This is a genomic window from Bradyrhizobium sp. WBOS07 (genome assembly GCF_024585165.1).
GTDB lineage: Bacteria > Pseudomonadota > Alphaproteobacteria > Rhizobiales > Xanthobacteraceae > Bradyrhizobium > Bradyrhizobium japonicum_B.
Genome location: NZ_CP029008.1, coordinates 1,651,638 through 1,675,427 on the forward strand (window position 1 = coordinate 1,651,638; position 23,790 = coordinate 1,675,427).

The window sequence follows — 23,790 nt, forward strand, 5'->3', positions numbered from 1 at the left end:
CGTTGAAGCTGGTGCCGAGCATCCGGTCCTCATCCTGAGGGCCCGCCAACGGCGGGCTTCTCGAAGGATGGCCGCAGGGAAGTCACTACGGTATGCGACTGCCCTGCGGCTCTCTACGAGAGGCGAGAGATCTCACTTCACCTTCGGCAGCACCTGCTTCACCACCTGCTTGCCCTCGACCACCTCGACCAGAAAGCTCTGGCGGTCGATGTCGCCGGTGTCGCTGAAGGTGACGTCCATCAGGATGCCCGGCTCGTCCGCGGCCTTGATGGTGAGGCCGTGCAGCGTGTCGGCAAATTTCTTGGAGTCGACCTTGCCCATCTTCTCGGTGGTGGCTTTCACCATGTAGACGGCGAGATAACCCTTCAGGCCGTTGTGGTCGGGGACATAATTGTACTTCTTGGAGAACTTCTCCCGGAATTGCTTGACCAGGTCGACCGGCGCGTCCGTGGTGAGGCCGACATGGCCGCGGGCGCCGTTGGCGGCATCGCCGGCGAGCTCGATCACCTTCTGGCCGATCAGCGTGGTCTCGCCCATCAGCGGTGCGGTGACGCCCTGGCGCTTCAGCTCCTTCAGGATGCGCGCGCTCTCTTCCTCGTTGAGGTAGACGAACACGGCATCGGGATTGGCAGCCTTGATCTTGCCGACGTCGGCGGCGAAATCGGCCTGGCCCGCTTCGGTCGAGAGGTCGGCAACGACCTTGGAGCCGAGCCGGTCGAGCTCCTTGATCACGACGTCGCGTCCGCCGCGGCCGAAATCGTTGTTGACCCAGACCACCGCGACCGTCTTCGCCTTCATCTCGTCGTGGATGTACTTGGCGACCTTCGGCATCGAGGATTGCTGGCCGAACGAGGTGCGGAACAGGAATTTGTTGCCACCCTGCGTCAGCTCGGCGGCCTCGCCGCCCATGATCTGCGCGATGCCAGCTTCGGCGGCGAGGGGGGCCGTGACCTTCACCGAGCCGGAATAGCCGGGCCCGAGCAGCACATAGGGCTCGGCATCGAGCGCCTTCTGGACCTGGGCGCGCGCCACGCCCGGGTTGGACTGCGAGTCGGCGTGGGTCACCTCCAGCTTGCGGCCGAGCACGCCGCCCTTGGCGTTGATTTCCTCGATCGCGAGGTCGATGCCGTTCTTCCAGTTGGTGCCGACGGTGGCGCCGCCGCCGGAGAGCTCGGCGACGTCGGCGAGCTTGATCGCCTGGGCAAAGGCGCCCGTTGCGGTCATGACCGTGAGCAATGCGCCCACCACTAGCGTTGATTTCATCGTCCTCTCCTCCCGTTTCAAATGTTGCAAGCGGCCTTGTATCCGGCCGCTTCGCCTCAAGCTGCCTGATAGGCGGCGCTGCGCGCAGCCATCACGGCGTCGAAAGCCTCTCCCATGATCTCGGTGGATGGGGCAAGGCCTGTGAACAGTTCGAAGGCGTCGGCGGCCTGGTAGATCGCGAGATCGCGGCCGGTCATGATCCGGGCGCCTTTCTCTCGCGCTGCGGCCAGCAGCGGCGTGATCAGCGGCGAATAGACGGCGTCGGCGACCCAAAGGTCGGCCTTGAGCAGGCCCACCGGCACTGGCGTGTCGCGGTTCGGCAGCATGCCGACGGGCGTGCCGTTGACGAGACCGGTCGCGCCATCGAGCGCCTCCTCGACGCTGGCGGCAGCGCGGGCGCCGCCGCGCGGGGCGAGCAAGGTTGCCAGTTTCTCGGCGCGCGCCGGCGCGCTGTCGAAAATGCGGATGTCGGCAACGTTCAGGCTCGCCAGCGCAAACGCGATCGCCTTGCCGACGCCGCCGGCGCCAATCACGGCGACGGCGTTGCCGGAGGGCGCCAGCAGCGGCCTCACCGCCCGCGCGAAACCCGTGGTGTCGGTGTTGTGGCCCGTCAGGCGGCCATCCCTGACGACGACGGTGTTGACGGCGCCCATGCTGGCTGCGCCCGGTGCCAGCGCGTCCAGCAGCGGCACCACCGCTTCCTTGTAGGGATAGGTGACATTGACGCCGGCAAAGCCGAGCCGTCGGACGCCCTCGAGCATCATGCGCATCCCGGCCGCATCGGCGCCGGCAATCTCGATGAGCTGATAATGGCCGCGCAGGCCGAGCGCCTCGGCGGCACGTTCATGCATGGCAGGGGATGCGGAATGCGCGATCGGCGCACCGATCAGGCCGGTGAGGAGCTTCTTGCTGGCGTATCCGCGCGTGGACATGTGTTCGCTATCGTCTCAAAGGAAGGTTCGGTCCCGGTCATTAGCGGGGAAACCCGCGCAATTCCAAGGGGCTTCCCGATCGCCGACGATAGCCTGTCCTTAGGCTAACACAATTACCCTTTTATCCGGCAAACCTAACATCATGTTGTTATTTCTTCCGTGCCCGCGCCGAAGCGGCCTTGGCGTTGCCGCGGGACGGCTCGACTGCGCGCATCTCGGCGCGCAGCGCCGCGATGAAGGCCTCGGCATGGAGCGACAGTGGCGCGCCGCGCTTGACCGCGATATAGGTGTCGAACCGCGACGGCTCGGCGATCTTCAAGAGCTCGATCCCGGGATAGCCGCCATGAGCCACGGTGAATTGGTCGATGATGGCGATACCGAGCCCCGCCTTCACCAGCGCGCAGACCGTGGTGCCGAAGCGCGCGCGGATGGTGATGTTGTAGTCGAGCCGGTTGCGCGCGAAGATCTCGGCCATGATCCGGCCGTAGGGATCGTTGGGATCGATACCGATCAGCGGATAGCGGGTGATCTCGGCGGCCGAGACCTGCTTGCGGCCGGCGAGCTCGTGACCGGGCGGCACGATGCAATACAATTCGCCCGAGGCGAGCGGCATGAAGTCGAGCGCGGAATGCTCCAGCCGGTAGCTCATCGCGACGCACTCGCCGCGCCCCAGCATCAGATAGTCGATGGCCTCCTCGAGCTTGAGGATGTTGATGTCGATGCCGAGATCGGGATAGCGGCGCCGGACGCGCTCGATCGCGCGGGGCACCATCACCTGGGAGATGCTGGGCACCGAGCCGATCCGCAGCTCGGACAACCCGCCACGGCCGATCTTGGAGATGATCTCGGAGAGATCGTCGACCTTCTTGTAGACGCCGTTGATCTGCTCGAAGATGTTCTCGGCTTCCGGCGTCGGGAAGTAGCGCCCGTTCTGGCGCTGGAAGAAGCGGATGCCGAGCGAGCGCTCGGTGTATTTGACGAGGCGGCTGATTCCCGGCGCCGAGACGTTGAGCAGCTTCGCCGCGCCGCCGATGGTGCCCGTCACCATCACGGCGCGGATCACTTCGACCTGGCGCAGTGTCATCATCTTCCGGCTGTCCCGAAACGTTCTGCGGGATCATGTCACGGAACCGGCGCCGTCATCCAGCGGCTTTACTCAAGTATGGAAATGGCCGTATTTCGGAATCAGGATCTGGCAAACCACGCCGCTCGGACGGTATTCGAGCTTGGTGCCGCCGTTCGGACCGCTGCCCAGGCTGCGCGAGATCAAGGTCTGCCCGAAGCCTGACGTCGTCGGTGGTGTCACCAGCGGGCCATCGCGCTCCTCCCACTCGATCTGCAGCGCGCCGTCGTCGAGCAGGCCGATCCGCCGAACCGACAGCTTGCCGGATCGGGTCGACAGCGCGCCGTATTTCACCGCGTTGGTCGTCAGTTCGTGGAAGACGAGCCCGAGCGAGACGGCCGTCTTGGAGTCGACGGAGACTTCCAATCCCTCCATCGTGATGCGTCCGCTGGAGAGCGTCGCATAGGGCGCAAGCTCGACACGAAGCACATCTTTGATCTGCAGGTTTTCCCAGGACGCATTGGACAGCAACGTGTGGGTGGCCGCCAGCGCCTGGATGCGGCCGGAGAACGATTTCTGGAAGTCCTCGATCGTGCGTTCGTGGGATGCGGTGCGCGCGGAGATCGCCAGTACCATCGCCAGCGTATTCTTGACGCGGTGGTCGAGCTCGCCCATCAGGAGGGCCTGCCGGCGCTCGGCGGCCTTGCGTTGCGACAGGTTGATCAGCGTCACCACGCAGCCCTGGGTCCGGTCGCCGGATACGACGAGCGGTGCTGCGCTGATCATGACGTCGGTGACGTCGGCCGCCGATGTCTTCACCGCGGCTTCGAGCCCCTGCACGGGCGTGCCGCTCGCGGCCATTGCGACAATGTCAGCCCCCGACATCAACTCGGAGGCATCGGCGAACGTCAGCTCGATCGCGTCCTCGAACGGCTTTCCAATGGGATCCTGGGCGCAGATCCGCTCGGCCGCCGCATTGATATGCGTCACCGTCCCGGAGCGGTCGCAGACGATGACGGCCTCGTTGGCGGATGCGAGCACCGACCGCGCCAGCCGCTCCGATTCCTTGGCGGCCGCGATCTGCTCGCGCTCGCTGATGTCCGTGAAGGTGATCGCAACGCCTTTCCCGAAGCCGAAATCGATCGGGGCTCCCGTGAGAAGGAAGCTGCGCTCGCTGTCGCCCACGCGAACGTGAATCTCAGAGGATTGGCGATCCTTCAGCGCCTGTGTCAGCAGGCGACGGAACGTGGTTTGATTGACGGCATCGAGAATGCCGAGCAATTCCTGGCCCGACAAAGCGCCCGCCGGCCGATCGAGCAGCTTGTGCAAGGCCTGATTGGCGTAGAGCATTTGGCCGTCGGCATCGAAGGCCGCGGCACCGATATCCATGGCTTCCATGAAGGTGCGGTAGGACTGGCCGTCGCCTTCGAGCGTGAAGACCTGCTCGGTGGCGCCGCCCTTGATGACGACGGCGTCGATCTCGCCCTCACGTATGGCCCGGAGCGTCTCCTCGGCCTCATAAAGCCGAGCTTCGAGCTCTTCCCGGGTCAACGCGGATGCGAGCGACACCACCGCCATCATTCCTCGACCGACAGATGAACGAGAACCTTCTGGGTGTCGGAAAGGTCCCCGATGATCTTGCGAATGGGGACCGGAAGCTCTTTCACCAGAGTCGGAATGGCGACGATGCCATGCTCCCGGGCGAGTTGCGGTTGCTTCTTGAGATCGACGACCTCGACCCTGTACTTGCCGGCCAGGTGCTCGGAGCAGATCTTTTCCAGATTGCGGATCGCGGCGAGCGATTTCGGCGTCTCGCCGGCGACGTAGAGGACGAGCTTGACGGGCTCCTTGTTGACTTCGGCCATGGTTAGTCCTGCTTCTTCTTGCCGGTCGAGCGGTCCAATCCCCGTCCGCGCGCCAGCGCTGCGGTGTCTTCCCGGCTCTGTTGTTGATAGATTTCCTCGGTGCGGATCAGTCGCTTCAGCTCGGCCTCGTCGGCCTCGATGTCCGCGTTGAGAGCTTCGATCTGGGCAAGCGCGCGGCGCCGCCGTTGTGTAACTTGATCCTGCACGCGGCTGACCTCGGCCTGCCGCTCGGTCTCGGCTCGGCGCGCCCGCGCTTCTTCGTTGCGTCGGGCCGAACCGGTCAGTGCGCCACCCTCGCCGAGATAGGGCTCGAGCAGGTGGATGCCGCTGTCCGACATGACGAATTCGCGGACCTGGTTGGAATGCGAGATGCCGCGCGCCTTCAAGAGATAGAGCTCGCGGTTGAATTCGCCGTTGGCCTCACGGTTGAGAAGGAGGATCCAGCCATCCATCAAGGATGACAGGCCAGCGTCGGTTTCCGCCTGTTGGACACTCGCCAGATGGGTAAAAACGGCGGTAATGCCGTTGGATTTGAGATAGTCGACGATGCGCAGCAACATCGCCTGCACCTCAGCGATGTCGGCCGAGCCGGTGAAGGCGGAGATCGGATCGAGCACGACCAGCTGCGGCTTGAACCTGCCGATCTCCCGCAACATGATCGCGAGGTGCATCTCGAGCGAATAGAAGGTCGGGCGCGCGGCGATGTAGCGCAGCTGCCCACGCTTCAGCCACTTGTCCAGATCGGTGCCGATCGACTTCATGTTGCGGACAGTCTGCGCCTCGGACTCCTCGAAGGAGAGGTAGAGGGCGCGCTCGCCGCGCTTGCAGGCGGCGTCCGCCATCATGCAGGCGAGGGAGCTCTTCCCGGAGCCGGCGACGCCGGTGAGCAGGATGCTGCTGCCACGGTAGAAGCCACCGCCGGTCAGCATGGCGTCGAGATCGGGCACGCCGGTGGAGATGCGCTCGTCGAACACTTTGTGACCGAGGCCGAGCGAGGAGACCGGCAGCACCGAGAAGCCGTCCTCGTCGATCAGGAACGGATATTCGTTGGTGCCGTGCGCGGTGCCGCGATACTTCACGATGCGCAGGCGCCGCGTCGAGATCTGGTTGTCGACCCGGTGATCGAGCAGGATCACGCAATCGGAGACGTATTCCTCGAGGCCTTGCCGGGTGAGGCTGCCGTCGCCGCGTTCGCCCGTGATGACCGCCGTCAGGCCCTTCTGCTTGAGCCAGTCGAACAAGCGCCGGATCTCGGCGCGCAAGATCGCCGGGTTGGAGAACGCCGAGAACAAGCTCTCGATCGTGTCGAGGACGATGCGCTTGGCGCCGATCTGGTCGACCGCGAACTCCAGCCGCAGGAACAAGGCCTCGAGATCATAGTCGCCGATCTCGGCGACTTCTGACGGATCGATGGCGATGTGCTCGATGTGGATCTTCGACTGGTCGATCAGCCCCTGCAGGTCGAACCCGAGCGACTCCACGTTGGCGACGATGTCGACGGGGCGCTCCTCGAAGGTCACGAAGACGCCGGGCTCGTCGTAGAGCCGCGCACCGTTGAAGAGGAATGTCGATGCGAACAATGTCTTGCCGCAGCCGGCCGAGCCGCAGACCAGCGTCGGCCGTCCGGTCGGAAGGCCTCCAAGCGTCAGGTCGTCGAAGCCTTCGATGCCGGTTGCAGATTTCGTGATGCCTTCAGTCATGCCCCTGTCCCGGTTCCAGGGATTTTTCTAAGCAAAGAATGGCGGGCCGCCTAGAGGGGAGAAACCGCAATTTTGTCGCTCGCCTCAGGAACAAACCGTGCGGATATGGGTTGGCTCGCCCTATTTCCATCATCAGATTGCGCGGTGCTTGGCGGTATGCGGCCAGCGCCGGCATCGTCCGAGCGCCTCATAGGGCCCGCCCTCAATCGCGCCTGCGTTCACTTGTGCACATACGGCTTTGCCGCGCCGGCGCATAAGGCCGAGGGCAGGAGCTGCGGCAAGGTCATTGACAGAATGAATGAATTCGAAGGCCGCATGCAAACCATCCTGGATGCGGCGCTTGACGCGGCGTTCAGTCACGTCAGGCATGGCGGCGATCATGAGAGTAGGAAGCTCGTTGCCGCAACGCTGCTTGAAGCGGCCCGCTCCGGTACGACAGCTCTGGATGAATTGACGTCCGTCGCCCGTCGCGCGCTCATCGACCTCAGAAATAGATCGGCTGGTTGAGGGCAGGCAGGGCCGCGCTTCCTTTCGTCCAGCGGCGGCGTGCCCGAGGGTCAAACGCTGACGGTCTTCGTTGAAATCGATTAACTATATGCGTGCGGATCGGCGCGGCATAGGACGTGGCTCGCGCTGACTTCATCGCGCGGCGCAGCTCAGCTCGCCGGGCCCTCGGGCGAGACGCTGTCGGCCAGCTCCGCGCGCTCGCTCTCCAGCACTGCGCGCGCGAACTCGATGATCTTCTGCTTGTTTGCCGTGTCGCGGACGGCGAAAAACACCCGATTCAACTCCAGGCCGAGCACGCTGTTGAGGGCGATGTCCTCGTCTTCCATCGTGGTTTTCCCGCTTCGGATACGTTGAGGTGTATGGTGCCGCCTATTCTGCCACAAGTAGTTTAAATCTTCAGGTTGGATGAGGACCGGGAAACTACGGTCGCAGCGAATTTGAGGCGCCCCCGGAATACGTGCTATAGGCGAGGGCGAAGGTCAGGAAACGCACCGATGTCCGCCGTTGATGGCGTTGATTATGGCCGCGAGGCGCTCGACTTCATCGAAGGGCTTGGAACCTACACCAAGGTTCCGGACGCCATGGACGCGCTTGCAGCCGCGTTCGGCCGGTACGGTTTCGAACATATCATCGTGACGGGCCTGCCGAATCCCGAGCAGCGCTTTTCCCAGATGGTGCTCGCCAAGAAATGGCCGGCGGAGTGGTTCAGCCTCTATACCCAAAAGAGCTACGACCGCGTCGATCCCGTGATCCGCAAGTGCCGGCAGACCGTGAACCCGTTCGAGTGGTCCGAAGCGCCGTACGATCCGGAGCTGGAGCCCGGCGCGGTGGAGGTGATGCGGCGCGCTGCCGACTTCCGCATGTCGCGCGGCTTCGTCGTGCCGATCCACGGCTTGACCGGCTACGAGGCCGGCGTCTCGCTCGCCGGCGTCCACCTCGATCTCAATGCGCGCAGCAAGCCGGCGCTGCACCTGATCGGGATGTACGGCTTCGATCACATCCGCCGTCTGCTCGATCCGACGCCGCATCCGTCGATGCGCCTGACGCCGCGCGAGCGCGAGGTGCTCGCCTGGGCTTCGCAAGGCAAGTCCGCCTGGGAGATCGGCGAGATCCTGCACATCACGCAGCGCACCGCGGAAGAGCATCTTGCAACTGCCGCGCGCAAGCTCGGTGCCGTCAACCGCACGCATGCGGTCGCGATCGCGATCCGCCACAGAATCATCAATCTCTGAAACGTTCGCCTACTGGGAAATTTCCCAATAGTCGGCTCAGCCGTTTTCGCTGAGGCTCCCCGTATTGCGAGCCATGGGGGAGTTCATGATTCATGTGATTTCGGCCGTCAATCGGCACCTCTACGAAGACGTCCTCGAACAGCATTTCCGGGTCCGCCACGAGATATTCGTCGAGGAGCGGAAATGGGAGGCGCTGCGCAAGCCTGACGGCCGCGAGATCGACAGCTACGACAATGACGACGCGATCTACCTGCTGGCGCTGGAACATCGCCGGGTGCTCGGCGGCTCCCGGCTGTATCCGACCACCAGGCCGACGATGATGAGCGAGGTGTTCCCGCATCTCGCCTCGGTCCGCGGTTGTCCGTCGGACCCGTTGGTCTGGGAATGGTCGCGCTTCTTCGTCTCGCGCGAGCGCCGCGACGGCCTGTTCAATCTGCAATTGATGGCAGCGGCGCAGGAGTTTTGCCTGGCGCAGGGCATCGAGCGGCTTTGTCTGGTCATGGAAACCTGGTGGCTGCCGCGGTTTCACGACATCGGTTTCGTGGTCACGCCGCTGGGATTGCCGGCCCTGGTGGAGAATTCTTGGACCATGGCGGCAACGATCGAGATTCGTCAGGAGTCGCTCGACGTCGTGCGTGACCGCATCGGTATGACGAGCGTGGTCCAGCAGGAAGGTCCGCGGATCGACTGTATCGCCAGAGCCAACTTCCGCGGCGCCGCTGCCGCGCAACGAAAGAGCGCCTGAGATGTCGAACATGATGCGGGACAGCCAGATCATGGCGCAGAGCAGGGACGAGGCTCTCGGCTACATGTCCGACATGGCGCTCGAGCTGGCGCAAATGGCGGAAGACACTGGATTGACGACGCTCGCCTATCTGTTCCGGATGGCGGCGCTGGAGGCCTCCACGGCCAACAGCGTGCTCGCCGAACCGGACGATCTGCCCCAGCAGATGACGTCGCACTAGACGCATCCCGGGATCCGAAAGATTGCAACACCTTCCTCCGGCGACGGGGGAGGGTGATCGCATTTGGTCTCTTGCGCGACCTGAGCGCGCGCCTCGTCCTTCGAGACGACCGCTTCGCGGTCTCCTCGGGATGAGGCTAGGCAGCAACGGTGCTCGTTGAAATCAGCGCCGCGCATCCGGTCCTCATCCTGAGGGCCCGCCAACGGCGGGCGTCTCGAAGGATGGCCAGGGCGAGATCCTTGCCGCAGGCAATTGCCCAGCGACAACGCGCTATGGCGGGGTTGATCGTCTGGGTGCGGCAGGTTGCCCCAGCCTGGCGCGGCAGCCTTCTTGCAAGGTCAATTTGCCCGCATGCAGGCGCATGCAACAAAGTGCATGTCAGGTGTCGAATCGCTCTTGCCTCGGAACGATACTGCCATTACCCATTTTTCGGCCTTGAAGAGGCAGGGGGAGCTCTTTCACTGATGGCGACATTGTTCGAACATCGGCGCGAAGCTGCGTGCGCCTGAAAGAGACTTGATGCTGCTCGTCGTCGAACAGTTCTTGAACGGATTGCAGTTCGGCCTGCTGCTGTTCCTGCTCGCCGCCGGCCTGACGCTGGTGTTCGGGATCATGGATCTCGTCAACCTCGCGCACGGCTCGCTCTACATGATGGGCGCCTATTTCGCCGCCACCTTTGCGGCCTGGACCGGCAGCTTCTTAGCTGGCGCGCTGATGGCGCTGGGCGCCACGCTGGTGCTCGGCATCGTGCTGGAGGTGAGCGCGCTGCGGCATCTCTATGGCCGCGACCATCTCGACCACGTGCTCGCGACCTTCGGCCTGATCCTGTTCTTCAACGAGGCCGTGCGGCTAATCTGGGGCCCGGCCGGCCTCGCGCTGCCGCTGCCGGCCTGGCTTACCGTGCCGGTGCCGATCCTGCCCGGCATTCACTATCCGGCCTATCGCCTCGCCATCATCATCGTGGCGCTGCTGGTCGCGCTGCTGCTCTATCTCGGCGTGATGCGGACCCGCATCGGCATGCTGATCCGTGCCGGCGCCTCCAACCGCGAGATGATCGGCGCGCTCGGCATCAACATCAAGCTGCTCTACACGCTGGTGTTCGGGCTCGGGGCCGCGCTCGCGGGCCTCGCCGGGCTGATGCAGGCGCCGATCCTCACCGTGCAGATCGGCATGGGCGAGAACATCCTGATCCTGGCCTTCGTCATCATCGTGATCGGCGGCATCGGCTCGATCCGCGGCGCGTTCCTGGCCGCGATCTTCGTCGGCATGATCGACACGCTCGGCCGCGCCTTCCTGCCCAACCTGCTCCGGCAGGTGCTGAGCGGCGCCGCCGCCTCCACCGCTGCGCCCGCGCTGTCCTCCATGCTGATCTACCTGTTGATGGCGATCGTGCTGGTGGTGCGGCCGGAGGGGCTGTTTCCGGCCAATCGCCGATGAAGAGCTTGCGTCGATGAAGGGTTTGACTGTGAGCAAGGCCGTCACGGCCCTGATGCTGGCGGGCCTCGTGCTGCTGCCGCTCTACTCGCATCTGTCCGGCAACATCTTCATCCTGACGCTGTTCACCCGCATCATCATCCTGGCGCTGGCGGCGGCGAGCCTCAACCTCATCATGGGCTTCGGCGGCATGATGAGCTTTGGTCATGCCGCCTATCTCGGCATCGGCGGCTATGCGGTGGGCATGCTGGCGCAGGAAGGCGTCGGGTCCGGCTTCATCCAGTTCCCGGTCGCGCTGGCGGCTTCCGCAATTTATGCGCTGGTGATCGGCGCGCTCAGCTTGCGCACCCGCGGCGTCTATTTCATCATGATCACGCTCGCCTTCGCCCAGATGGCCTATTACGTCGCCTCGGGCCTTGCGCGCTACGGCGGCGATGACGGCCTCACCGTCTACAACCGCAGCGACTTCTCCGGGCTTATCAACCTGAGCAACCGCACGCAGTTCTATTATCTCTGCCTCGCCTGCCTGCTCGGCGTCGTCTTCCTGATCTGGCGCATCGTCAATTCGCGCTTCGGCCTCGTCGTGCAGGGCCTGCGCTCCAACGAGCAGCGCATGCAGGCGATCGGCTTTCCCGCCAAGCGCTACCAGCTCGTCTGCTTCGTCATCTCGGGCACCATGTGCGGCCTTGCCGGCGCGCTGCTCGCCAACAACACCGATTTCGTCAGCCCGGCCGTGATGTACTGGACCCGCTCCGGCGACCTCATGGTGATGGTGATCCTCGGCGGCATGGGCACGCTGTTCGGCCCGGTCATGGGCGCGGTGGTGTTTCTGCTGCTCGAGGAGCTGCTGTCGCAGATCACCGAATATTGGGCGCTGATCATGGGCCCGCTGCTGCTCTTGATCGTGCTGTTCGGCCGCGGCGGCATCATGGGCGCGCTCGGGAGGGCTGGCCGTGGCTGAGCCCCTGCTTCGCGTCGAAAAGCTGGTGCGCCGCTTCGGCGGCATCATCGCGACGGACAACGTCTCGCTCGACGTCGCCAGCGGCGAGCTGCACGCCATCATCGGCCCGAACGGCGCCGGCAAGACCACGCTGATCAGCCAGCTCACGGGACATCTCGCGCCGCATTCCGGCAGCGTCTCGCTGGCGGGGCGCGACATCACATACTTGCCGGCCTATCGGCGCTGTGCGCTGGGCCTGGCGCGTTCGTTCCAGATCACCTCGCTGCTGCTCGATTTCACCGCCGCGGACAACGTCGCGCTGGCGGCGCAGGCGCATGCCGGCACCTCGTTCCGCTTCTTCGCCGATGCGCGCAAGGAGAAAGGCCTGCGCGATGCCGCACGTGCCGCGCTCGATCGCGTCGGCCTCGTCCATCGCGCCGATGTTCTGGTCTCGAAGCTCAGCCATGGCGAGCGACGCCAGATCGAGCTTGCGGTCGCGCTCGCCAGCAAGCCGAAATTGCTGCTGCTCGACGAGCCGATGGCCGGCCTCGGCGCCACCGAATCCCAGAACATGGTGAAGCTGCTCCAGGAGCTGCGGAAAGAGGTCTCGATCGTGCTGGTCGAGCACGACATGCCGGCGGTGTTCGCGCTGGCCGACCGCATCTCGGTGCTGGTCTATGGCCGCGTCATCGCCTCAGGCGATCCGGCCGCGATCCGGGCCAACGAAGACGTCAAACGCGCCTATCTCGGTGATCAGCACGTGGTGACGCATCATGGCTGACGCGCTGCTCGACGTCGACGGCATCGAGACCTGCTACGGCCTCTCCCAGGTGCTGTTCGGCCTGTCGCTGTCGATCAAGCCGGGCGAGATGGTCTCGCTGATGGGCCGCAACGGCATGGGCAAGACCACGACCATCCGCTCCATCATGGGCCTGACGCCGGCGCGTGCCGGCAGCATTCGTTTTGCGGGCGCCGAGGTCAGGCTGCTGCCGTCGTACCGGATCGCGAAACTCGGCGTCGGGCTCGTGCCCGAGGGCCGCCAGATCTTTCCGAACCTCACCGTGCGCGAAAACCTGGTGGCGGCCGCCGCCGATCGCTTCAATAGCTCCAATCCCTGGACGCTGGCGGCGATCTACGTGCTGTTTCCGCGCCTTGCCGAACGTGCGGGCAATATGGGCAATCAGCTCTCCGGCGGCGAGCAGCAGATGCTCGCGATCGGTCGCGCGCTGATGACCAATCCGAAGCTGCTCATCCTGGACGAAGCGACCGAGGGCCTAGCACCGCTGATCCGCGAAGAGATCTGGCACTGCCTGTCGCTGCTCAAGAGCCGGGGGCAGTCGATCCTGGTCGTCGACAAGAACGTCGACCATCTCGCCCGCATCTGCGACCGCCATTACATCATCGAGCGCGGCAAGACGGTATGGAGCGGCACCTCCGACGAGCTGCTGGCGGCGCCGGACCTGCAGCATAAGTATTTGGGGATTTGAGCCCGCGCTCTCTCCCCGTCATTGCGAGCGCAGCGAAGCAATCCAGAGTCTTTCCGCGGAGGGATTCTGGATTGCTTCGTCGCTTCGCTCCTCGCAATGACGGCGGATGGACGGCGCCCTCAAAACACCTCGAAATATTCGCGGTGCTCCCAATCGGTCACCTCGGACAGGAAGCGGTCGATCTCGGCGTTCTTGATGTGGGTGTAATAATCCACGAACTCGGCCCCGAGCTTCTCGCGGAAGAACGGATCGTCCTTCAGCGCCGAGACCGCATCGCGCAAGCTCTTCGGCAGCAGCGGCGCCTTGGTCTCGTAGGGCGTGTCGGCGGAGGGGCCGGGATCGAGCTTGCGGTCGACGCCGTCGAGGCCTGAGAGGATCTGCGAAGCCATGTAGAGATAGGGGTTCGCTGCCGGCTCGCCGATGCGGTTCTCCAGGCGCGTTGCGGCATCGCCGGCGCCGCCGAGCACGCGGATCATCACGCCCCTGTTGTCGCGGCCCCAGATCGCGCGGTCGGGTGCCAGCGAATAGGAGCGGTAGCGCTTGTAGCCGTTGATGGTCGGCGTGGTGAACAATGTCGAGGCGCGGGCATGATCGAGCAGGCCGGCGAGGTAGGCCTTGCCGAACGCGCTGAGCGGCTCGCTGCCGTCTTTCGTCATGAACAGGTTCTCGCCGCTCGCGCGCGAGACGATCGACTGGTGCAGGTGCCAGCCGCTGGCGAACACGTTCGGCAGCTTCGGCCGGCACATGAAGGTGGCGTGGTAGCCGTGGCGGTGCGCGATCTGCTTCACGGCGCTGCGGAACAGCACCATGTTGTCGGCAGGCTCCAGCCCCTTGCGCGGCGCGAAGGTGAATTCGCACTGGCTCGGTCCGAACTCGACCTCGACAGAGCGCAAGGGCAGCCCGAGCGCGACGATGTCGCGCCGGAGAATCTCCAGCACCGGCTCCATCTGATCGAAGCGCTGCTCGGTGAGATATTGATAGCCCTGGCTGAGCAGGCTCACCGATGGCGGCGTGCCGGGCTGACCGGCATCCTCGGCGCGCATATGCGCATCGTCGAGCCTGAAGATGTGGAATTCGACCTCGAGGCCGGCAACGAAATCGTGGCCACGCGTGCCGAGTTCATCGAGCACGCGCTTGTAGAGTCCGCGCGTCGCGAACGGGACGGGGCGGCCGTCGCCAAAATAGAGGTCGCACAGCACCCAGCCGGTGGCCGGCGCCCACGGCAAGACGCGGAACGTGGTGGGATCGGCGACCATCAGCACGTCGGCCGCGCCCTCCATCTCCTTCATGCCGAAGCCGCCGCCCGCGGTGAACACCGGAAACACCGTGCGGTGCGAGGTGTCCTTGGCGAGCATGGTGGTGGTGATGGAGCAGCCGCTCTCCAGCGAGGCGATCGCCTCCGAGGCAATGATGGTCTTGCCGCGCAGGATGCCGTGCTGGTCGGGGAAGGCGAGGCGGATGACCTCGAGATTCCTCTCCTCGACGATGCGGCGCATGCGCGCCGCGGCGTCCCTCTGCTCATCCGACCACAGCGCGTGACGCGCGACGAAAGTCACTTCACCACCCCCTCAACTGCGTAGGGTGGGCAAAGCGAAGCGTGCCCACGATCTGTATCATTCATGGAGAAATGGTGGGCACGGCGCTTTGCGCCTTTGCCCACCCTACGGCAGCGGGACACGAACGTCACTCCGCCGCCGTCAGCTTGTGCACGTTGTCCGCGATCTCCTTCGGCACCGGCGCGGTCCAGGGCGCGCCGCGGCGGCGCTTGACGTCGACTTCCATCCAGTAGGTCTCCCAGCCCCGGGTCGGGCCGATGCCGTCCATGGTCGCCGGTCCCTGGATGCTGCGCGCATTGGCCTCGTCCAGAAACAGCATCGGCTTCTCGCCGCCCCTGACCTTTTCGATCTCCTGCCGCAGCAGGCGGCGGTACTGCACGATCGCCTTGTCGCTCGAACCGAGATGCTCCTTGGTGCGGTCCTGGATCGCGCCCATCGATTCCACCGCCCATTGGTCGTGGACGTTGATGTCGGTGCCCATGCCGGTGTAGGTCGCGGTCTGCTGCTCGTGCGGATCGAAGCCGTAATCGTTGGCACTGTTCTTGCGCGACTTGTAATCCGGCAATTCATAGAGCTCGAGCCGCTGGTCGCGCATCTTCTGCTTGTCGACCGGGTTCGAATAGCTGGTGAAGATCGCGTACCAGTAGCAGTTCTCGTCGTCGACCGGCACGTGCCATTGCGTGATCGTCATCTCCGTGCTCATGGGGATGACGAAGCCGTGCGGGAACAGCTGGTTGGTGACGCGCACATGGGTGCGCTCCGCGTCGATCTCGCGCAGCGCGATCAGGCGCAGGCCGTATTCGGTGTGCTCGACATTGATGATCGGGCGGTCGTACTCGCGCAGAATCTTCGTCATCGGCAGGTCCGACCCGGCGGAGGCGCCGCGGAATTGCTTGCCGTAGGCCGTGGAGGTGTCCTCGTCCTCGAAGAAGCGATGCAGATAGGAGGCGTGCGCGGGATCGATGCCGACCTCCAGCGCCTGCAGCCAGTTGCAGGCCATGTGGCCCTTGAATGCAAAGGTGTGCGTGCCGGGCGCGACGAAACAGTCGATCTCCGGGAAGGCCGGCGGCTCGCCCTCGCCGAGATAGGCCCAGAGAATGCCGCTCTTCTCCACCACGGGATAGGAGCGCTGCCGGATGTTCTGGCAGAGCTTCGAATCCTTCGGCTCGGCCGGCGTCTCGATGCACTGGCCGCTCGCGTCGAACAGCCAGCCGTGGAAGGCGCAGCGCAGGCCGCCATGCTCGAGCCGGCCGAAGGCGAGATCGGCGCCCCGATGGGCGCAGTGCCGATCCATCAGGCCGTAGCGTCCGGTCTCGTTACGGAACAGCACCAGGTTCTCGCCGAGCAGCTTGACCGAGCGGATCGGGCGAGCGCCCTCGAGCTCGTCCACCAGCGCCGCTGGCTGCCAATAGCTCCGCATCAGTCTGCCGCACGGATCCTTCGGCCCGGTGCGGGTGATCAGGTCGTTCTGCTCCTGGCTCATCATGGCAGTCGCATCCTCAGTGGAGTGGCGATTGTTCGCCTATTGAACGAATGGGCGAATTATGACATGCCTTGCAAAGGCAGCAAGCACTATTTTGCAGGATTGTCCCATCACTATGCCCAAGCTGAAGCGGAGCGAGAGCGAGGAGCGCGCGACGGATTTCGTCGAGGCGCTCGATCGCGGCCTGCGCCTGCTGCAATGTTTCGGCACGAATGCAGGTCCGATGACGCTGAGCGATCTCGCCCGCGCCGCCGACCTGCCGCGCGCCACAACCCGGCGCATGCTGTTCACGCTCCAGCGCGGCGGCTATGTCTCGGGCGATGGCAAGCTGTTCTCGCTGACCCCGCATGTGCTGACGCTGGCGGCGTCCTACCTGCGCTCCAACCAGCTCGTCGCCGTGCTTCAGCCCATGCTCGATCGAGTCGCGACCGCGGCGAACGAGATCTCCTCGCTCGCGGTGCTCGATGGTGACGACGTCGTCTTCATTGCGAGGGGCAGCCCGGCGCGGGTTTTCTCGGGCGGATTGGAGATCGGCTATCGCCTGCCTGCCTTCTGCACCTCGGTCGGCCGCGCCATGCTGGGCCAGCTCGACGACGCGCATCTCGCTGAGCGCCTGAAGGCGATGGCGTGCGAGGCGCTGACGCCGCAGACGGTGACAGATTCCAAGGCGCTGCTTGCGCGCATCGCCGCCGACCGCGCCCAAGGCTACTCCCTGGTCGATCGCGAGGCCGAGCCGCATTTCCGCTCGATCTCCGTCCCCGTCCGCCGTTACGACGGCGTCATCGTCGCCGCCATCAACATGGGCGCCCATGTTGACCGCGTGCCGGCGCAGGAATTGATCGAAAGATTCTTGCCGCTGCTCCGGGAGGGAGCGGACTCCGTCCGCTCGCAACTCTTGTAGCTGCGTCTCGGCGCGCCTGCGGCTGCGGTCGAAACTTTGGCTATCCCGGTAGCGGCTGTTCACCGACCTTGGGCCAATAGGTGCCAAAGCTCCAGAGCCCGCCCTCCGGATCGCGCGCGGCGAAATCACGGCTGCCATAATCGGTCGTGCAGGGCTCCATCTCGATTGGCGCGCCTGCGGCTTTCACCTTCTCATAGAGCGCGTCGGGATCATCAACGGCCAGGTAGACGGCATCCGTCCGCCGGCCGCCGATGCTGCCAACCTGCTTGGCGTAGGCGTCGTCGCGATGCGCGCCCAGCATGAGGATCGACGATCCGAACGCCAGCTCGGCGTGAACGACCGTGCCCTCCTTGCGGTACACCACGCGTTCAGTGAAGCCGAGAACGTTCTTCAGCCAGGCGATCATCGCCTCCGCATCCTTGCAGCGCATGGTGTGGTAGAGGCGCGGTGCTTCGTGGCCGTTCGGCTGGTTCATGACATTCTCCAAGTTCGTGCAGGTCCTGGCAAGCGTGTTGCGACGCCGACGCTAGTCCGGATCAAAGCGGCCGGCTTGAATAAATGGGACCTGCCCGTGTCCGGCGCTGTCGAGGTGCTAGCCCCCGCCGTCCCGCATCAGGCGCGGATCGACGCCATCGAGCCGCGTGGCCCATGCTGTCGGCGTCTCGCCGCTGAAGATCCGGAAATCCCGGGCAAGGTGCGCCTGGTCCGCATAGCCTGCGTCCGCGGCAATTGCAGCCCAGCCGCCTGTGCCGTCCATCCGGGCCAGCGCGCAGGCCCGATGAAAGCGCAGCATCTGGGCCAGTGTCTTCGGCGGAACGCCGATCTCGTTGTGGAAGCGGCGCGTGAGATGCTTGCGGCTCCAGCCGATGTCGGAGGCGATGTCGGCGATCCTGACCGCCCCTGCGCGTTGCCAGAGCGTCTCCAGCGCGAAGGCCACCGCCGGCGAGGGCTCGTGCACGGCGCGGCGAAGCACGAAGTGCTACACGATCTCGAACCGCCGCTGCCAGCCGGCCGCCTCGGCCACTCTGGCGCGGAGGTGCTCGGCATCCCGTCCCAATATGTCGTCCAGGCCGACCATGCGCGCGGTCAGATCGGGCACCGCTCCCCCGAAGAAGCGATACGCTCCGAGCGGCGTGAAATCGACCTGGACGCATTCGGCATGGCCGTCGGATTCGATCAGGACCGGCCCGGGAAAGAGTCCCGCCGCGAAACTCGGTCGCGCGTCGGCAGTCTCCGGCTGGTGACCGAGCGCAATACGGAAGGGCGTTCCCAAATTCACCAGCAGAGGCAGCGCAAGCGGCGCGGCATGCCGGAAGGCGGCCAGGCCGAGGCCGTGTTCGCGGTAGAACGAGATGCTGGAGACCAGTCGCGCGAGGCGTGGCGAGGCAGATCGACGGATGACATCGGGACCTGCATCCATCGCGCTACCGCCCCTCCGCTTCGCGCTCCATGTCGCGGCCCGACAGGTCCTCGCCCTGCATGTTGGCGTAATCCCGCGCCATCTCGCGCATCAGGAATTTTGCCGGGACGTCGTGATAGCTGCCGCGGTCGTTGACGTATTGCATGTAGGCGCGGCCCGCGCCGTCGAAGGGATGCAGCAGCGCGTCGGTGTGGCCGTCGAAATCGAGCGGCGCCACGCCGACCTTGGCGCACAGCGTGTCGTTGAAGGTCGGCGTCGCCTTGCGCCAGGCGCCATCGACGTGCACCTCGGTGAAGCCGTGCCAGGTGAAGATGTCGGTGCCCATGCTCGCGCGCAGCTTCTCGGTGGTGAGATGGTTCTTCACGTCGGCAAAGCCGACCCGTGCGGGGATGCCGTGGACGCGGCAGGCGGCGGCATAGAGCGCGGCCTTGCCGACGCAATAGCCTTGCCCCGCGGCGAGCACGCTCGAGGCGCGAAAGGTCTCTGCGACGCGCATGCTGACATAGGGATTGTAGCGGATGCCGTCGCGCACCGCCTTGTAGAGCACGCTCGCCTTCTCGCGGGTACCAGCATCCGCGCGCACGGCGTCGGTCGCGAATTGCTGCACGGTGGGATGATCGCTGTCGATATACTCGCCGGGATCGGTGTAGAGGCGGCGGATCGTATCAGGGAGGATGTCGGTCATGCCTGGAGCTTAGCAGGCGATCGCCGCGGAACTCAATTCACACGATACGGGTGCATGGTGCGCGTTCGACTTGCGCCGAGGCGCTGCCGCCCCTTCACTGCCGGTTGCGCATCCAGTCGGCGAGACCGGACAGCGCCTTGTCGAGCTCCTGCCGCGCGGCGGCATCGGTGATCGTCTCCTCCATCGCGCCGCGCATGCAGAGCATCCAGGCGTCGCGCTCGGCATCTCCAATGGCGAAGCCGAAATGGCGCTGGCGCAGCCGCGGATGACCCTTCTCGGGGGTATAGAGGCGCGGTCCGCCGGTCCATTCGGTGAGATAGCGCTTCAACACGTCCCTGATCAGGCCGAGGTCGTCGGCATGCATGGCGCGGATCACCTTCGCCTCCGGCAGCGTCTCCATGCGATCGTAGAAGCGGTCGACCAGGGCCTCGATCGCAGCGCTGCCGCCGATCCGCTCGAACATGGAGGTGGTGACGTCGGTGGCGGTCATTGGTTGTTCCAAGGCTTGCTGCTGGGCGTTGATATGGTGTTGCCGGAGGTCGCGCAAAGCCCTCGCTGTCGTCCCGGACAAGCGCGCCCCAAGCGCGCGCAGATCCGGGACCCATAACCACAGGGAGTTGTTTTGCGAAGACTCGTGGTTGCCAGCTCGCGCAACAACTTCTCCCTGGGGGTATGGGTCCCGGACCTGCGCTTACGCTTGTCCGGGACGACAACGGAGCAATTGGATACAGCTCGCCCTACAGCGCCACGCTGCGCAGGCCGAAGCTGCGGGCTTCGTTCTGCAGCACCGGGCGCACCGCATCGATCAGCCGGGCCGCGGCCGCATCGACCGACAGCCCCGCGGTATCCACCACCGCGGTCGCGCGCGAATACAGCGGTTCGCGACTGAGCAGGATGTTGCGCAGCTCCGCCATGGCGGAGCGGTCGTCCGCCATCGGGCGCAGATCGCCCTGGCGACGGACGCGGGCCATGTGCTCCTCGGGCTCGGCCTTGAGCCAGATCGTGTAGAACGAGGTCAGGATCTGGTCGAAGGTCAGCGGCTCCGAGACGATGCCGCCGCCGGTCGCCAGCACCATCAGCTCGTTGCGCGCCAGCAGCTGCTGCAGCGCCGCCTGCTCCATGCGGCGAAAGCCCTCCTGGCCGTACAGCGCGATGATCTCGGCGACCGAGAGCCCGTTCTGCTGCTCGACCTCCTTGTTGAGCTCGACGAAGCTCCAGCCGATCTTCTTCGCCAGCATCCGCCCGAGCGTGGACTTGCCGGCGCCGCGCAGGCCGATCAGCGCGATGCCGCAGAACGGCGCGCGCCGCGGCGCGGTGGCACTGCCCCCGGCGAGCAGATCCTTGGCTTGCGCGATCTGTGCCGGCGTCGCCTTGCGCAGGAGATCGCGAAACATCTGCCAGTCCGGTGTCGGCTCGGCCGAGGGAAGCAGGTCCTCGAGATGCGCGCCCATCGCGTCCGAGACGCGGCGCAGCAGCACGATGGAGACATTGCCCTTGCCGCTTTCGAGCTGGGCGATGTAGCGCTCCGAGATCCCCGATACCTTGGCGAGCACCTTGCGCGACATGCCGCGCAGTGCGCGCATGGTGCGCACGCGCTGGCCGAGCTGTTCGAGGAAGCGGGATTCGGCGTCGGGACTTTCGCTCATGAGCCTTCTTTACAGGGGGCCTGCGGCGCGTTTTAATGAAACATAGTGCCTGCTGGCATTGACAGCAAGCCGACGCGGTGTCTTTCTATGAATTATAATTCTAAATTCGGGGGAGATGTCCGTGAGCGAGGGATCCTATAACGCGGTGACCTGGCTGCTCGACCGTAACGTCGCCGAAGGCCGCGGCAACAAGCTGGCCTTCGACGACACGGTCTCGCGGCTCACCTACGGCGAGCTCCAGCAACAGACCCGGCGTGCCGCCAACATGCTGCGCCGGCTCGGCGTCCGCCGTGAGGAGCGCGTCGCGATGATCATGCTGGATACGGTCGATTTTCCGATCGTCTTCCTGGGCGCGATCCGCGCCGGCATCGTGCCGGTGCCGCTCAACACGCTGCTGACGGCGGACCAGTACGCCTACATCCTCGCCGACTGCCGGGCGCGCGTGCTGTTCGTGTCCGAGGCGCTCTATTCCGTCATCAAGGACGTCGTCGGCCGCATGCCGGATCTCGAGCATGTCGTGGTCTCCGGCGCCAAGCAGAACGGCCACAAGCAACTCGCGGAAGAAATCGCCGGCGAGAGCGACCAGTTTACCACCGCCGCGACGCATCCGGACGAGCCGGCGTTCTGGCTCTACTCGTCGGGCTCGACCGGCATGCCCAAGGGCGTGCGCCATATTCATTCCAATCTGCAGGCCACCGCCGACACCTACGCCAGGCAGGTGCTCGGCATCCGCGAGAGCGACGTGTGCCTGTCCGCCGCGAAGCTGTTCTTCGCCTATGGCCTCGGCAATGCGCTGACCTTCCCGATGTCGGTCGGCGCCAGCGTCATCCTCAACAGCGAGCGGCCGACGCCGGCGCGCATGTTCGACCTGATGAACCGCTACAACCCCTCGATCTTCTACGGCGTGCCGACCTTGTTCGCGGCGATGCTCAACGACGAGACCATGAAGGCCGAGCGCGGCGGCAAGGCCCTGCGCATCTGCACCTCGGCCGGCGAGGCGCTGCCGGAATCGGTCGGCAACAACTGGAAGGCGCGCTTCGGCGTCGACATCCTCGACGGCGTCGGCTCGACCGAGCTGTTGCACATCTTCCTGTCGAACGCGCCCGGCGACATCAAATACGGCTCCTCCGGCAAGCCGGTGCCGGGCTATGCGGTGCGGCTCGTCAACGAAGCCGGGCAGGACGTCGCTGACGGCGAGGTCGGCGAGCTCCTGGTCGATGCGCCCTCGGCCGGCGAGGGCTACTGGAATCAGCGCCACAAGAGCCGCCGCACCTTCGAGGGACCCTGGACCCGCACCGGCGACAAATATGTCCGCGATAGCGATGGCCGCTACACCTTCTGCGGCCGCGCCGACGACATGTTCAAGGTCTCCGGCATCTGGGTCTCGCCGTTCGAGGTCGAGAGCGCGCTGATCACGCATCCCGCCGTGCTGGAGGCCGCCGTGATACCGGAAGCCGATCCGGAAGGCCTCTTGAAACCGAAGGCCTTCGTGGTGCTGCGCCCGGGTGCAAAGACCACGGATTTGCAGGAGACGCTCAAGGAGCACGTCAAGCACAAGATCGGCCCGTGGAAATATCCGCGCTGGATCGACGTGGTGGAGTCGCTGCCGAAGACCGCGACGGGAAAGATCCAGCGGTTCAAGCTGCGCGAGGGCGCGAACTAGCAATGAGTCGTCATGGCCGGGCCTGTCCCGGCCATCCACGTGCATCCGCGTGTTGGGAGAGGCGTGGATGCCCGGGTCAAGCACGGGCATGACGACGGAGAGAGAAGAGCGCAGAAATGACCAACCTCACCCCCACCGGCTTCCTCGACATCGGCAGCGCCAGCCTCGAATACAAATGGCTCGCGCCGCAATCTGCCGATGCGCCGACCATCGTCATGCTGCATGAAGGCCTCGGCTCGGTCGGGCTCTGGGGCGACTTCCCGGAGAAGCTGCAGCAGGCCACCGGCGCCGGCATCTTCGCCTACTCGCGCGCGGGCTATGGCCAGTCCAGTCCCGTGGCGCTGCCGCGGCCGCTCGACTACATGCAGCGCGAGGCGCTGGACGTGCTGCCGAAGCTGCTCGACATGATCGGCTTCAAGCGCGGCCTTCTGCTCGGCCATTCCGACGGCGCCTCGATCGCGACCATCTATGTCGGGGCGCATCAGGATCATCGCCTGAACGGTCTCGTGCTGATCGCGCCGCATTTCATCGTCGAGGACATCTCGATCAAATCCATCGCCGCGATCAAGACGACGTTCGAGACCACGGACCTGAAGGCGAAACTGGCGCGCTGGCACAAGGACGTCGACAACGCCTTCTACGGCTGGAACGGCGCCTGGCTCGATCCGAAGTTCCGCGACTGGGACATCTCGGACTACCTGGCCTATATCCGCGTCCCCATCATGGTCGTGCAGGGCGCGGACGACCAATACGGCACCCTGCGTCAGGCCGAGATCGCACGGGAAGAGTGCTACTGCCCGGTCGATCTGACCGTCATCCCAAGCGCAGGACATTCCCCGCATCGCGAGGCCCCGGCGGCGACGCTCGAAGCGGTCGAGCAATTCGCACGAGCGGCGCTGCGCGATGACCAGGGCCTGCAAGGGCGCGCCGCGTGACGGCAGCAAAGAACGGCTGCGCATGAAACAAAATGCATGTAAGCCCCGTTAGGGGCTAGACGCGTTCAAAAATATGCACTATTGTGCATCTAACGCTACGGCGAAAATGCATA

The 23,790-nt window shown here is 65.1% G+C and carries 26 protein-coding genes; 10 read left to right on the plus strand and 16 right to left on the minus strand.

The annotated features are described in order from the left end of the window. Positions 1-132 precede the first annotated feature (132 nt). The 8 genes from DCM79_RS07690 to DCM79_RS07725 form a co-directional block, all read right to left on the minus strand. Positions 133-1,263 (minus strand): ABC transporter substrate-binding protein, encoded by a 1,131-nt coding sequence (locus DCM79_RS07690; protein WP_257179368.1) that lies wholly within the window; start codon positions 1,261-1,263, stop codon positions 133-135. Positions 1,264-1,319: 56 nt separating this feature from the next. After that, on the minus strand, positions 1,320-2,195 hold the full coding sequence (locus DCM79_RS07695) for a shikimate dehydrogenase (RefSeq protein ID WP_257179369.1): 876 nt from the start codon (positions 2,193-2,195) through the stop codon (positions 1,320-1,322). 148 nt (positions 2,196-2,343) lie between these two features. Further along, positions 2,344-3,282, minus strand: a complete 939-nt coding sequence (locus DCM79_RS07700) for a LysR family transcriptional regulator (protein WP_257179370.1) — start codon at positions 3,280-3,282, stop codon at positions 2,344-2,346. Between the two features lie 69 nt (positions 3,283-3,351). Further along, positions 3,352-4,836, minus strand: a complete 1,485-nt coding sequence (locus DCM79_RS07705; RefSeq protein WP_257180716.1) for a sensor histidine kinase — start codon at positions 4,834-4,836, stop codon at positions 3,352-3,354. After that, positions 4,836-5,123, minus strand: a complete 288-nt coding sequence (locus tag DCM79_RS07710) for a circadian clock KaiB family protein (RefSeq protein WP_257179372.1) — start codon at positions 5,121-5,123, stop codon at positions 4,836-4,838. Before DCM79_RS07710 ends, DCM79_RS07705 begins: the two co-directional genes overlap by 1 nt. Before the next feature lie 2 nt (positions 5,124-5,125). Next, the gene (gene kaiC, locus DCM79_RS07715) at positions 5,126-6,823 is read right to left on the minus strand and encodes a circadian clock protein KaiC (protein WP_257179373.1); all 1,698 of its coding nucleotides are present in this window, start codon (positions 6,821-6,823) and stop codon (positions 5,126-5,128) included. Positions 6,824-6,955: 132 nt separating this feature from the next. Next, entirely contained in the window at positions 6,956-7,204 is a 249-nt protein-coding gene (locus tag DCM79_RS07720) for a hypothetical protein (RefSeq protein ID WP_257179374.1), read from the minus strand. Between the two features lie 275 nt (positions 7,205-7,479). Then, positions 7,480-7,656: a hypothetical protein gene (locus tag DCM79_RS07725; protein ID WP_257179375.1), complete on the minus strand. Its 177-nt coding sequence runs from the start codon at positions 7,654-7,656 to the stop codon at positions 7,480-7,482. A 168-nt stretch (positions 7,657-7,824) separates the two neighbouring features. Here DCM79_RS07725 and DCM79_RS07730 point away from each other — a divergent pair, with 168 nt between their 5' ends. The 7 genes from DCM79_RS07730 (at position 7,825) to DCM79_RS07760 (ending at position 13,388) form a co-directional block, all read left to right on the plus strand. Beyond that, complete coding sequence (locus tag DCM79_RS07730) at positions 7,825-8,562, plus strand: LuxR family transcriptional regulator (protein ID WP_028133928.1); 738 nt, start codon at positions 7,825-7,827, stop codon at positions 8,560-8,562. An 85-nt stretch (positions 8,563-8,647) separates the two neighbouring features. Beyond that, entirely contained in the window at positions 8,648-9,307 is a 660-nt protein-coding gene (locus DCM79_RS07735; protein ID WP_257179376.1) for an acyl-homoserine-lactone synthase, read from the plus strand. A 1-nt stretch (position 9,308) separates the two neighbouring features. Beyond that, the gene (locus DCM79_RS07740) at positions 9,309-9,527 is read left to right on the plus strand and encodes a hypothetical protein (RefSeq protein ID WP_257179377.1); all 219 of its coding nucleotides are present in this window, start codon (positions 9,309-9,311) and stop codon (positions 9,525-9,527) included. 519 nt (positions 9,528-10,046) lie between these two features. Further along, entirely contained in the window at positions 10,047-10,964 is a 918-nt protein-coding gene (locus tag DCM79_RS07745; protein ID WP_028133931.1) for a branched-chain amino acid ABC transporter permease, read from the plus strand. Positions 10,965-10,977: 13 nt separating this feature from the next. Then, positions 10,978-11,922 (plus strand): branched-chain amino acid ABC transporter permease, encoded by a 945-nt coding sequence (locus DCM79_RS07750; protein WP_028133932.1) that lies wholly within the window; start codon positions 10,978-10,980, stop codon positions 11,920-11,922. Further along, complete coding sequence (locus DCM79_RS07755; protein ID WP_257179378.1) at positions 11,915-12,682, plus strand: ABC transporter ATP-binding protein; 768 nt, start codon at positions 11,915-11,917, stop codon at positions 12,680-12,682. Before DCM79_RS07750 ends, DCM79_RS07755 begins: the two co-directional genes overlap by 8 nt. Further along, on the plus strand, positions 12,675-13,388 hold the full coding sequence (locus DCM79_RS07760; RefSeq protein WP_257179379.1) for an ABC transporter ATP-binding protein: 714 nt from the start codon (positions 12,675-12,677) through the stop codon (positions 13,386-13,388). The genes DCM79_RS07755 and DCM79_RS07760 overlap by 8 nt, the downstream gene beginning before the upstream one ends. A 119-nt stretch (positions 13,389-13,507) precedes the next feature. On the opposite strand, the gene DCM79_RS07765 is transcribed toward DCM79_RS07760, so the two are convergent. Next, positions 13,508-14,944 (minus strand): glutamine synthetase family protein, encoded by a 1,437-nt coding sequence (locus DCM79_RS07765; protein WP_257179380.1) that lies wholly within the window; start codon positions 14,942-14,944, stop codon positions 13,508-13,510. A 127-nt stretch (positions 14,945-15,071) separates the two neighbouring features. Next, positions 15,072-16,430, minus strand: coding sequence for an aromatic ring-hydroxylating dioxygenase subunit alpha (locus DCM79_RS07770; RefSeq protein ID WP_257179381.1), 1,359 nt, complete (start codon positions 16,428-16,430; stop codon positions 15,072-15,074). Positions 16,431-16,542: 112 nt separating this feature from the next. Here DCM79_RS07770 and DCM79_RS07775 point away from each other — a divergent pair, with 112 nt between their 5' ends. Further along, the gene (locus tag DCM79_RS07775; protein ID WP_257179382.1) at positions 16,543-17,328 is read left to right on the plus strand and encodes an IclR family transcriptional regulator C-terminal domain-containing protein; all 786 of its coding nucleotides are present in this window, start codon (positions 16,543-16,545) and stop codon (positions 17,326-17,328) included. Positions 17,329-17,368: 40 nt separating this feature from the next. Here the strand turns inward: DCM79_RS07775 and DCM79_RS07780 are convergent, their stop codons facing one another. From DCM79_RS07780 to DCM79_RS07805, 6 genes are all read right to left on the minus strand, one after another. Further along, positions 17,369-17,803, minus strand: coding sequence for a VOC family protein (locus DCM79_RS07780; protein ID WP_257179383.1), 435 nt, complete (start codon positions 17,801-17,803; stop codon positions 17,369-17,371). A gap of 117 nt (positions 17,804-17,920) precedes the next feature. Next, positions 17,921-18,301, minus strand: coding sequence for an AraC family transcriptional regulator (locus DCM79_RS07785; RefSeq protein ID WP_257179384.1), 381 nt, complete (start codon positions 18,299-18,301; stop codon positions 17,921-17,923). Between the two features lie 6 nt (positions 18,302-18,307). Then, entirely contained in the window at positions 18,308-18,748 is a 441-nt protein-coding gene (locus DCM79_RS07790) for a hypothetical protein (protein WP_257179385.1), read from the minus strand. 4 nt (positions 18,749-18,752) lie between these two features. Beyond that, on the minus strand, positions 18,753-19,433 hold the full coding sequence (locus DCM79_RS07795) for a transglutaminase family protein (protein WP_257179387.1): 681 nt from the start codon (positions 19,431-19,433) through the stop codon (positions 18,753-18,755). A gap of 94 nt (positions 19,434-19,527) precedes the next feature. After that, positions 19,528-19,923: a group II truncated hemoglobin gene (locus DCM79_RS07800; RefSeq protein WP_257179388.1), complete on the minus strand. Its 396-nt coding sequence runs from the start codon at positions 19,921-19,923 to the stop codon at positions 19,528-19,530. A 247-nt stretch (positions 19,924-20,170) separates the two neighbouring features. Then, positions 20,171-21,079: a helix-turn-helix transcriptional regulator gene (locus DCM79_RS07805; protein ID WP_257179390.1), complete on the minus strand. Its 909-nt coding sequence runs from the start codon at positions 21,077-21,079 to the stop codon at positions 20,171-20,173. 121 nt (positions 21,080-21,200) lie between these two features. Between DCM79_RS07805 and DCM79_RS07810 the strand changes: the two genes are divergently transcribed. Then, positions 21,201-22,742: a benzoate-CoA ligase family protein gene (locus DCM79_RS07810; RefSeq protein WP_257179391.1), complete on the plus strand. Its 1,542-nt coding sequence runs from the start codon at positions 21,201-21,203 to the stop codon at positions 22,740-22,742. Between the two features lie 116 nt (positions 22,743-22,858). Beyond that, positions 22,859-23,677, plus strand: coding sequence for an alpha/beta fold hydrolase (locus tag DCM79_RS07815; protein WP_257179392.1), 819 nt, complete (start codon positions 22,859-22,861; stop codon positions 23,675-23,677). Positions 23,678-23,790 lie beyond the last annotated feature (113 nt).